This window comes from Candidatus Krumholzibacteriia bacterium, assembly GCA_030748535.1.
Classification (GTDB): Bacteria; Krumholzibacteriota; Krumholzibacteriia; order JACNKJ01; family JACNKJ01; genus JASMLU01.
Genome location: JASMLU010000009.1, coordinates 48,751 through 59,566 on the forward strand (window position 1 = coordinate 48,751; position 10,816 = coordinate 59,566).

Annotated in this window: 10 protein-coding genes; 4 read left to right on the top strand and 6 right to left on the bottom strand. The window is 59.2% G+C overall.

The window, feature by feature from the left end; translation table 11 throughout:
* Positions 1-91 precede the first annotated feature (91 nt).
* The 3 genes from QGH30_08185 to QGH30_08195 are packed head-to-tail and all read left to right on the top strand — an operon-like array spanning position 92 to position 5,424.
* Positions 92-1,273, top strand: coding sequence for a 4Fe-4S binding protein (locus QGH30_08185; protein MDP7022314.1), 1,182 nt, complete (start codon positions 92-94; stop codon positions 1,271-1,273).
* Positions 1,274-2,629, top strand: coding sequence for an 8-oxoguanine deaminase (locus tag QGH30_08190; GenBank protein MDP7022315.1), 1,356 nt, complete (start codon positions 1,274-1,276; stop codon positions 2,627-2,629).
* Positions 2,626-5,424, top strand: coding sequence for a molybdopterin-dependent oxidoreductase (locus QGH30_08195; protein MDP7022316.1), 2,799 nt, complete (start codon positions 2,626-2,628; stop codon positions 5,422-5,424). Before QGH30_08190 ends, QGH30_08195 begins: the two co-directional genes overlap by 4 nt.
* On the opposite strand, the gene QGH30_08200 is transcribed toward QGH30_08195, so the two are convergent.
* From QGH30_08200 to thrC, 4 genes are read right to left on the bottom strand one after another with little or no spacing between them, the layout of a single operon-like run.
* Positions 5,368-6,213 carry a xanthine dehydrogenase family protein subunit M gene (locus QGH30_08200; GenBank protein MDP7022317.1) on the bottom strand — a complete coding sequence of 282 codons (846 nt, stop codon included), beginning with the start codon at positions 6,211-6,213 and terminating at the stop codon, positions 5,368-5,370. The two genes, QGH30_08195 and QGH30_08200, sit on opposite strands and share 57 nt — an antisense overlap.
* Entirely contained in the window at positions 6,210-6,722 is a 513-nt protein-coding gene (locus tag QGH30_08205) for a hypothetical protein (GenBank protein MDP7022318.1), read from the bottom strand. Before QGH30_08205 ends, QGH30_08200 begins: the two co-directional genes overlap by 4 nt.
* Positions 6,719-7,165, bottom strand: a complete 447-nt coding sequence (locus tag QGH30_08210; GenBank protein MDP7022319.1) for a (2Fe-2S)-binding protein — start codon at positions 7,163-7,165, stop codon at positions 6,719-6,721. Before QGH30_08210 ends, QGH30_08205 begins: the two co-directional genes overlap by 4 nt.
* Positions 7,162-8,328: a threonine synthase gene (gene thrC / locus QGH30_08215; protein ID MDP7022320.1), complete on the bottom strand. Its 1,167-nt coding sequence runs from the start codon at positions 8,326-8,328 to the stop codon at positions 7,162-7,164. The genes QGH30_08210 and thrC overlap by 4 nt, the downstream gene beginning before the upstream one ends.
* 214 nt (positions 8,329-8,542) lie before the next feature.
* Here thrC and QGH30_08220 point away from each other — a divergent pair, with 214 nt between their 5' ends.
* Entirely contained in the window at positions 8,543-9,367 is an 825-nt protein-coding gene (locus QGH30_08220; GenBank protein ID MDP7022321.1) for a hypothetical protein, read from the top strand.
* A gap of 53 nt (positions 9,368-9,420) precedes the next feature.
* On the opposite strand, the gene QGH30_08225 is transcribed toward QGH30_08220, so the two are convergent.
* Both QGH30_08225 and QGH30_08230 read right to left on the bottom strand, forming a co-directional pair.
* Positions 9,421-10,395 carry an ornithine carbamoyltransferase gene (locus tag QGH30_08225; protein MDP7022322.1) on the bottom strand — a complete coding sequence of 325 codons (975 nt, stop codon included), beginning with the start codon at positions 10,393-10,395 and terminating at the stop codon, positions 9,421-9,423.
* 217 nt (positions 10,396-10,612) lie between these two features.
* Positions 10,613-10,816, bottom strand: a 204-nt coding sequence (locus QGH30_08230) for a FlgD immunoglobulin-like domain containing protein (GenBank protein MDP7022323.1), incomplete at its 5' end; no start/stop codon positions are given.

Sequence of the window (10,816 nt, forward strand, 5' to 3'; positions counted from 1 at the left end):
AGCAGTCCACGGTGACAGGGATAGCAGGGTTTCAGCAGTCTTCTTGACGATCTCCCGGACTCCGCTATGCTAAACCGATGGAAAGGTTGCTATGGCAGATCTAACTCTGAGTCTCTTTGGTCTTGATTTCAGGAACCCGCTCTGGCCGGCGGCGGGTCCGAATGTTCGCGATGGCGAAATGTGTCGTCGGCAGGCACGGGCCGGTGCGGGCGCCCTTGTCTGCAAGACCATCAGCAGCGAGGCCGCCCCGGTTCCCAAGTTCCACATGATGAACCTTGCGAAGAACCGTCGTGGCGGAATGCTGAACAGTGAGCTTTGGAGCGAGCTTCCCCCGGAACAATGGCTGGAGAAGGAGTACGCCATTGCCCTTGAGGGCGGGGTTCCGGTCATTGCCTCTCTCGGTTACACCGCAGAGGAAGTGGTTCGTCTCGGCAAGCTTGCCGAAAAGGCCGGCGTGGATGCCCTGGAAGTAACGGTGCATTACGCGAAGGAAGAACCCTGGCAGGTGATGAAGGCGCTTCGCGAGGCGGTCTCTCTTCCGATCATCGCAAAGATCAGCCCGCACGACCCGGCCACCGTGATCGACACGGCACGCAAGATGGAGCCTTTCGTGGACGCGATCGCTGCGATCAACAGCCTGGGACCGGCTCTTCGCATCGACATTGAAAACGCCGGCCGCGTGCTGGGAACAGAACTGGGCTATGGCTGGCTTACGGGGCCCCCGATCAAGCCTGTGGCCCTCCGCATTGTCTTTGACCTTGCCCGAACTGTGAAAGTACCGATCATCGGTGTCGGGGGAATTCGGACGGGCCGCGATGTGGTGGAGTTTCTCATGGCGGGCGCAAGCGCCGTACAAGTTTGCACGCAGAACATCTACGAAGGCCCGAAGCTCTGGAAGCGGCTGGAGAAGGAGCTTTCCACCTGGCTCGATGACCACGATTACGAAACGGCTCGCGAATTGACGGGGATCTACCCTCGCAAGATCGCAGAAAGCGCGCCGGAACTGGTGGAGGGAGTGGGGACCAGCGGACACGTTCCCATGGAAGGCCCGCCGCCGACGGTCATTCCCGAAAAGTGCACTCTCTGCAATATCTGCGTGGACTCCTGCGAGTATGACGCGCTTCTTGTGGACAAGGAGAAGAACCCGGACGCCGTGATCGTCTTCGAAGATCGCTGTTTTGTGTGCGGACTCTGCGTGACAGTTTGCCCCACGGCAGCCTTGGACATTCCTCTCGATGAAGAACTTGGACCCAGCGGAGCGATACGACCCTAGATGAAAACACTGATCCAGAATCCCGAACTGATTGCCACGCTCGACGGCGAAGATCGTCAAATTCGCGGCGGTGCGCTTCTCATAGAACAGGGTCGCATCGCCGAGGTCTTCGACACTCCGCAGGAGATCCCGGCTGACCGCATCATTGACGCGCGCGGGAAACTGATCACGCCGGGTCTGGTGAACACGCACCACCACTTCTATCAGACCCTGACCCGCAATCTGCCCACTGCGCAGGATGCGGAGCTTTTCGACTGGCTGAAGTTTCACTACGAAATCTGGCGTGGGCTGGACGAGGAGATGATCAGCGTCTCCACGCGCACAGCCCTGGCGGAACTGATGCTCTCCGGCTGCACGCTCTCGAGCGATCACCACTATGTCTTCCCCGAGAGCGCGGCTCCGGATCTCATCGACCGGCAGATCGAGGTGGCCCGGGACTTGGGCCTTCGTTTTCATGCGACTCGCGGGTCCATGAGCCTCGGACGAAGTGCCGGCGGGCTTCCTCCCGACGATCTGGTTCAGAATGAAGAGATGATTCTTGAGGACAGTCGTAGGCTTCTGTCTCGCTATCACGACCCGAGCGAAGGCGCGATGATCCGCGTGGACCTTGCTCCCTGTTCGCCGTTTTCCGTGAGCGAGGAAGCCATGCGGCAGACGGCCGCGCTGGCCCGGGAAAGCGGCTGTCGCCTTCACACGCATCTGGCCGAAACCAGGGACGAGGAAGAGTTTTGCCTGAAGACCCACGGCCTGCGTCCCTATGGACTCATGGAAAAACTTGGCTGGACAGGGAGCGATACCTGGTTCGCCCATGCGATTCATCTGGACTCTGCGGAGATTCAGCGCATGGCAGACTCGGGAACCGGCATGAGCCACTGTCCCTCGAGCAACATGAGACTGGGGAGTGGTATTGCACCGATCCGGGAAATGCTCGATGCGGGAGTTCCGGTGAGTCTGGCGGTAGACGGTAGTGCTTCCAATGACGGCAACCATCTTTTGGCCGAGGCGAGGCAGGCGCTTCTCTTGTCGCGGCTTCGTCCTCGTGACTTCTGGCTCAGTGCCGGCGAGGTCTGGCGCATCGCCTGCGAAGGCGGGGCAAGGGTACTCGGGCGAAGCGGCATGGGACGCATTGAAGTGGGAGCGCTGGCCGATCTGGCGCTCTGGGATCTGGAAACACTGGAACTGGCGGGAGCTAGCTCGGATCCCCTGGCCGCCATGCTCTTCTCTGCCTCTGCCCCCCGGGTTCACACGCTGCTTGTTGCCGGCGAAGTTCTCGTAGAGTCCGGCAAGCTCTGCGATTTCGACGAACAATCCCAGATCGCGGCACACCAAGAAGCAGCAGAAAGACTGAGGCAATGATCCGCTTCACCCTGAATGGAAAGCTCCGGGCGCTGGAAGCAAGAGAGGGCGAAACACTGCTCGACCTTCTTCGTCGTGCCGGGTGTAAGTCCGTGAAGTTTTCCGACGAGAAGGGCGAGGGCGGCGCGGACACGATTCTCCTCGATGGCGAAGCTGTCTCATCGGTAAACCTCCTGCCGGAAGCAGTCGAGGGGCGCGGGGTGGAAACCCTCGAAGGCCTTCTCGACGATGCCTGGATGCAGAAGTTGCAATCCCTTTTTCTTTCGGAAGGTGCGGTGCAGTGTGGCTACTGCACGCCCGCCATGCTGCTTTGTCTCGAGGCTCTTCGCCGCAAGAACCCGAGCCCGGATGAAGAGGCGATTCGCAAGGCACTTTCCCCGGTTCTCTGCCGATGCACCGGCTATGTCAAACCACTTCGAGCAGCAAAGGTCTGCTTTGCTTTGAGCGAGCCCCGGGAACCGGCGGACAATCCGAAATACCAGGTTCTTGGACACGACACAGAGCGCCTTGACGGACGCTCTCTTGTGGAGGGCCGTCCGGTGTTTGCAGAAGATCGCGAACTGCTCGATCCGATCCACCTGAAGATTCTCTTTAGCCCACATCCTCACGCCAGAATCAGGGAAGTCGATACCAGAGAGGCTCTCGCACTTCCAGGAGTTCTCGAGATTCTCGACTGGCGCGATGTGCCCCGCCGGGTCTACACCACTGCCGGCCAGGGTTTTCCCGAACCCAGTCCTTATGACAGTTACATGCTCGACAAGAAAGTTCGCCATGTGGGCGATCGCGTGGCGCTGGTTCTGGCAGAAAGCGAACAGGCGGCGACGGAGGCCCTGAAGAAGATTCGTGTCGACTACGAGATTCTTCCCGCATTCACGGAGGCCGGGGATGCCATGGAGGACTCTGCACCGACTCTTCACGAGGAGAAAGCGGAAGACCCTCAGGAAGACCTGCTCTTCTGGCCCGCTGATCGCGAACGCAACCTGGCGGCGGAAACAGAGCTGGAGATCGGTGACAGCGATGAGGGATTTGCAAAAGCAGAGACGATCATCGAAAGGGAATACCAGAGCCATTCCGTGCAACAGTGCTCCATTGAACCCCATGTCATGTCCTCTTGGCTCGATGGCGACGGTCGCCTGGTCATTGAGAGCGCAAGCCAGGTTCCTTTTCATGTTCGCCGGGTCCTGAGCCGCCTGCTGGATTTCCCCCTGAGCCGAATCCGTGTCATGAAGCCCCGCATTGGCGGAGGCTTTGGCGGGAAGCAGGAGATTCTCGGCGAGGAACTTTGCGCCCTGGTGACCCTGCGCACCGGGCGACCTGCCCGCCTTCGCTTCAGCCGGGAGGAGGAACTGATCTCGGCTCGCAACCGCCATGCTTCGGCGATTCAGTTTCGTGCAGGTTTCGACCGGAATGCAAAACTCTCTGCCCTTGAAATGAACATTCTGGAAAACACGGGAGCCAATGGCGCGCACTCTCTCACGGTCATGAGTGTCAGTGCCCAGAAGGCCCTGAGTCTCTATCCCTCTCCCGCCATTCGCCACCGGGGACACGCAGTGTACTCCAACCGTGTTCCGGCCGGTGCCTATCGAGGTTATGGCGTTCCCCAGGCCTACTGGGCCCTGGAGAGTTTCATGGATGAATGCGCCGGGGAACTCGGCGTGGATCGTATCGAGCTTCGCCGCCGCAATTTGCTGAAGGTCGGCGATTCTCTCAAGGTGATGGAAGTGATGGGGGAAGGTCGCGAAGGCTTTGCCACCAAATTGCAGAGCGGTGCCCTCGATGAAATTCTTCGCCAGGGGCAGGAGGCGATTGAGTGGGACCAGGCTCGTTCCGGCGAGGGACCCTGGAAGCGCGGTGTCGGAATGGCGCTCGTGATGCAGGGTTCCGGGATTCCTGGAATCGACATGGCCTCTGTCTTTTTGCGCATGAACGAAGATGGCAGTTTTCATTTGCAGACAGGAGCCACCGATCTTGGAACCGGCTCCGATACGGTTCTCGCCCAGATCGCCGCAGAAACTCTTGGCGTTGGAATCGACAAGATCCGGGTCATTTCTGCCGACACCGACACGACGCCCTTTGACACGGGAGCCTATGGTTCGAGCACGACCTATATCAGCGGCGGGGCCGTGAAGAAGGCGGCCGAGCAATTGCGGGAGGACATCCGTAGCTACGCAGCAGAGCTTCTGGAATGCGAAAGCGATGAACTGCGCTTTGGCGATCAGCTTCTTGAGGCTCCCGACGGCCGCCAGCTGACATTCGAGGAGATCGGCCGCCGGAGTTTCTACACGGATCAACAGAGGCAACTCATGGCCTGCGCCAGCTACAGCTCCCTGGACTCGCCCCCACCCTTTGCCGCCCAGTTTGCCGACATTTCGGTGAATGTGAAAACCGGCGAGATTCGCGTGGAGAAGTTCGTGACGGCCCTCGATGTCGGGACGGTTCTCAATCCTCCTATGGCCGAAGGCCAGGTGGAGGGCGCGGTGATTCAGGGAATCGGTTTTGCCCTGAAGGAAGAGGTGTCTTACGACGAAGGTGGCGCTCCCCGGGCGCGCACCTTCATGGAACACGGAATCTACCGCGCCGATGAAGTGCCGGAACAGGAAGTGATTTTTGTGGAAGACCCGGACCCCACGGGACCCTATGGTGCAAAGGCCGTTGCGGAAATCTGTATCAGCGGCCCCGCGCCCGCGATTGCGAATGCGCTCTTTGATGCTTGCGGAGTGAGGATTCGCGAGACTCCCCTACGACCCGACAATGTTCTCGCCGCTCTCGACAAGGTCCAGAAGAGATCGGATTAGAATTCGCTCCACCATTTCGCGACGATAGCTGGCAGAGCCGCGAAGGTCATCAATCGGACTACTGGCGGCGGCGGCCAGAGATGCGGCCTTCCTGATACCATCCGGACTCAGGCACTTACCCTCGAGAGCGCGTTCCGCTTCCTTCGCACGAATCACGGTAGCTGCGACGGAGCCTAGTGCCAGTCGCGCCGCAAGAACTTCCTTGTCCCGAAACAGCAGAAGACCTGCCACCGAGACCACGGAAATACTCATGGCATCGCGCGGAGCGAGCTTGAAGAAAAAGTCCCGACTCTCATCCGGAGGCCAGGGGAGTTCCACGGACAGCAGAATTTCACCGGCTTCCAGGCAGGTCTCTCCGGGCCCGACCGCCAGTTCTTCCACGGGCATTCGCCGGCGCGTGGTCACAAGCTGTGCTTCGTGAGTAATCAAGGGCGGAACCAGATCCGCCGCCGGAGAGGCGTTGACCAGGTTCCCCCCCAGGGTGGCGCGGTTGCAGATCTGCCGCCCGGCAAAACTGCGACACGCTTCTTTCAGCGCAGGAAAGGAATGAATCTCCCGACTGTCGGCCAATTCAGAAACGGTGAGCGCTGCCCCCAAACGGAGAAGGCCTCCTTCGCTCTCCACACCCTGAAGCTCCTTCAGGTTCTTCAGATCCACCAGAGTGCCGGGCCAGTCACGGTCGCATCCGAGATGCACGAGAAGGTCGCTGCCACCGGCAAGGGCCAGTGCATCCTCCCGGGCCAGCGCTGACTCGGCGTCGGCAAGAGTGCGAGGGCAGAGGTACTTCATTTCTTGTAGCCGGGTACCTTTTGGAGTTCGCCGAAGAAGATAGTGCGATCTTCTTCCTCTGCGATTGCGTCTCCCGCCTCTTTCGCCCGCAGAAGGAAGGCGGCGTGCTCCTCCTTGTTCCCGGAGAGATGGTGGGCCCGCGCATTCGCCTCCAGGGCAAAGGCCAGATCCCAGTCTCCAAAACCATTTTCCTCGCAAAGCGCGAGGCATTTCTCCGCATGGCGAAGTGCTTCGGAGGCAATGCCGATCTTGGCGTAGGCGCGGGAAACCAGATGGTGACCGCGGGCCAGATTCACGGTCTCTCCAACCTGGCTCCAGTGGTAGAGCGAGGCGTGAGCCATGTCTGTCAGCCGTTCCAGCGCATCCGCTTCCGGAGATTCCTGGTCGATGACAGTCCAGCTACGATTGTTGAGTTCAATGGCGAACCACTGGTTCGCTTTCTGCATTTGATCCTGTTCCACGGCCACCCCCTGAATGGCGATACAAAGTGCGAGTACGAACCATCTCATTTACCAGACTCCTTTTCCACCGCGTCCAGGATTTTTGCGTACCCCGTACACCGACAGAGATTGCCGGACAATCCATGACGAATGGCATCACGGCTTTCGGCGCGGGAACTGTCGATCAGGTCTGCGGCGCTAATGACCATGCCCGGAAAACAGTAGCCACACTGTACGGCATGGGTTTCCTCCAGTGCGGACTGAACGGGGTGATCCATTCCCTCGATCGTGGTCACCTCTGCTCCTTCACACTCCAGTGCGAGAACCAGGCAACTGTTGACCGGCTTGCCACTCAGAAGCACGGTGCAGGCACCGCACTCTCCTTCCGCACAGACTTCCTTGGTACCGGTGAGCGACAGCTTCTCTCGCAGAAGATCCAGAAGACGAAGGGTCGCGGGAACAAGGAGTTCATGCTCCTGTCCGTTTACGCGGATCCTGAGTTGCGACTTCAAGGCAGCCTCTCCAGGGCTTCGCGGTCCTTGAGTCCGTGGCCCGTGACCAGGCAAACCGCTTTTTGCGTCGAATCCTGTAGCCCGTCCTTGACCGCTCGGGACAGTCCGGCCAGCGAGGCGGCCGCGGCAGGTTCTGCAAGCACGCCCTCCAGTCGCGCAAGGCGGCTCATGGCTCCCAGAATCTCGGGGTCGCTTACGGTAATCGCAAAGCCCTTTGACTTGCGCAGTGCTCGCAGGGCCTTTGTGCCGTCGGCAGGCATGTCCACGGAAATCGAGTCGGCAAGAGTGTCGGAACTCACCGGCTGAATGTCCCGCTCTTCTTTCCAGGCATCGTGAATCGCCGCAGAGCCTTCGGCTTGTACGGCGACCAGCCGGGGCATGGAAGTCAGGATGCCGAGTTGAAGCAGATCCGAGAATCCCTTGTGCACGGCCCCCAGAATGGAGCCATCGCCGGTGGGGACATAGACCAGGTCGGGCGCAGTCCAGCCCAACTGCTCGGCGATTTCAAGGGCGACGGTTTTCTTTCCCTCCGTACACCAGGGGTTGAAGCCGGTGCTGCGAGAGATCCAGTTGTTCTTGAGGCAGTCCTCGGCGCAAAGCTCATAGGCGCGATCGTAGTTGCCATCTACCCTGACAAGCTTCGCACCGTGAGCCCGAATCTGTTCCAGTTTGGCCGGCGGCGCAGAGGCCGGCGTATAGACGACCGCCTTCATGCCGAGCCGGGCAGCCAGAGCGGACAGGCTGGCTCCCGCGTTTCCGGTAGAGGCCGTGGCCACGGTTTCCGCTCCCTGCTCGCGGGCTGCCAGAAGAACGGCCAGCGTCGCACGGTCTTTCAGGCTGGCGGAGGGATTGCGGGTATCGTCTTTCAGAAAGAGTCCCGGCGCACCGATTGCCTCTCCCAGCCTTCCGGCAAAGAGAAGGGGAGTGCCGCCGATGCCGTAAGCCATGGCCCCGAGTCCCGGCAGGGGGAGGAGCGGAGCGTAGCGGCCCATATGAAAGTCCGGGAAGGACTCGATCTGCTCCCTTGCCTTTCCCAGTGCTTCGAAGTCCAGAAGGAGATCCAGTTTTTCCCCACAGTCCGGGCAGACCGGGAGCAGGTTCTCCATGGGGAGGGTCTTCCCGCAGGAGACGCATCGGGCAGAATGATAGTGAACTTCTGACATGGCTTGAGCTTAGACCCCCTGCCCCGGAGTGGCAAATCTTTCTTGGGGGCAAAACCACCGATCCTGATAATTGTAATCTAAATTACCCGCAGACCTTTACAAGCCGTAAGGAAAGTGCAAAGATACAATTGAAACTATCGCCGGACGGGCAGTGTATTGTGACAGGAGGATGGGACTCTCAATCACTGGTTTGCTACGAAAGAAAGGAAGCGCCATGAAACATGTGCGAATGAGCATTCCGCTGATCTTCCTGCTCCTGATGTTCTCTGTTTCTGCAACTGCGGGTCTTCACATCTCGACCATCGATGGCAGCCTGAACTACTGGTATAACGCCAATGTCAACGGGGAATTCCCCGACATCACCACGAACGGAACCTTCCTCTGGGCCGACTGTGACTACAGCGTCACTCTGGATTTTCCCCCGATTGAGCACGGGGACTTCGAGTGGTATGTCGAGCCTTCGGCCAATATCTATGGCATGGTGCACGGCATTCCCATTGAACTGATCGTGGATGAAGACGGGATCTTTATCTATTCCAACGGAGAAATCTCCAAGGACAAGTACTGGGAAGAGTTCGGCTACTCCTGGGTCGAGGGTAGAGGCTTGCTTCTGGAGACCATGGCGACTCCGGCAAGTGCCTTCCCGGCCGACCCCGACCGAGTCGTGGGCCTCTGGGAGCACGACCTGGAACCCGATGGAGCGCAGGACATCCTGGCCTCCATTTTGGGTTCTGATGGCAACTACAGCCTGCAGTTTTATGTGACCCGATCCCTTTACTGGGTGGGGATGAACGGACCTGCTCTGGTCGAGAACTTTGCAGACTGGGTGGAGGTCAAGCTGCCGGGGGTTCCCACCGACCTCATTCGGGAGCAGGACATCGGGCCCTTCATGGATATGGACCTTATGATCTACGCCCTCGGCGGGGCGATTCCGGGAATTGACATCAGCGGTTCCGGGAGTTTTTCGGTGACCATCCGGGCCATTGGGGGAACAGCTACCGAGCCAAGCTCCTGGAGCCAGATCAAGGCGCTTTACTGATTCCTGAATTCGCAAGCGAGTGATTAGGCCCCGGCAATCGCCGGGGTTTTTTCTTACATGGTCTCCGAGAGAATCGCCTTTGCGGTGTGCATCCGGTTTTCCGCTTCCTGATAGACGACTGACTGCGAGCCGTCGATCACCGCGTCGGTGACCTCGTTGCCGCGATCGGCCGGGAGGCAGTGCATGTACTTGCAATCGCTGTCGGCGAGTTTCATGCGGCGTTCGTCGCAGATCCAGTCCTGATACTTCCTGGAAAGTTCCAGGCCTTCTTCGGGGCGATGGAAGAAATCCTCTGCGCCCCAGCTTTTGGGATAGACAATGTGTGCGCCCTCGAAAGCCGCGTCCATGTCATCGACAATCTCGAACTTGCTTCCATTATTTGCGGCGTTCGCTTCGGCAATGGCGACCTGGTCCTTCATGAGTTCGTAGCCCGGCGGGTGGGCAAGGGTGACATCCATGCCGAAACGGGTCATCAGGGTGATCAGGCCCTGGGGAGCGCTCATGGGTTTTGCGTAGCTGGGCGCATAGGCCCAGGAGACGGTGATTTTGCGTCCCCGCAGATTCTGCCCGTAGATCTCCTGCAGGGTCATCAGGTCGGCCAGGGTCTGCATGGGGTGATCGACATCGCACTGCATGTTGACGATGGGAATCTTTGCGTGTTCGGCCACAGCGCGCATGTAGCTTTGGCCTTCGCCGGAAACGAGGTCGTGGCGAATCGCGATTCCGTGGCCATAGGTGGAGAGAATCGTTCCCATGTCTTTCGGGCTTTCGCCGTGGGCGATCTGGCTGGTCGTGCTGTCGATGAAATGAGCATGCCCGCCCAGCTGCGTCATGCCCGCTTCGATGCTGTTGCGCGTTCGAGTCGACTTGTCGAAGAAGATCATGAAGAGCGTCTTGTCGGCGAGCAGGCGATGCGGCTCTCCGTCCTTGAAGGCGCGCTTCAGCTCGATGGATCGGTCGATGAGGTGCTGGATTTCCTCGACAGAGAAATCCTGGGTAAGGAGATAGTCTCTTCCACGCAAATTCATGGCTGCCCTTTCTTTCAATGGTCTCTGAAGATACTACCGGATGCGGCTTTGGGGCAATGGCCGGCTGAGTGAATCGGGGCGTGTAACTTCTCATCTGTAATTCAGGCGAGGCTGCCTGACCGGGGGAATCTCCGTCGTTGAAGTCTCCTCCCCACAAAGAAGAAGCCCCGGGGAAATCCCAGGGGCGGCAATGATGGCTTGACTGGCCGTTTTCATACTACTTGAGAAGAAGCAGTTTCCTTGAAGCTACTCGTTTCCCCTGTTCGAGACGCAGAAAGTAGATCCCCGATGCCATTGGGCGGGCATCCTTATTCCGTCCATCCCAGAGTGCTTCGTAGCTCCCGGCCTCCAGAACCCCGTTTACCAGAGTTTGAATCTCACGTCCTTTCAGGTCAAAAACACGGAGGAGGACAGTGGCTCG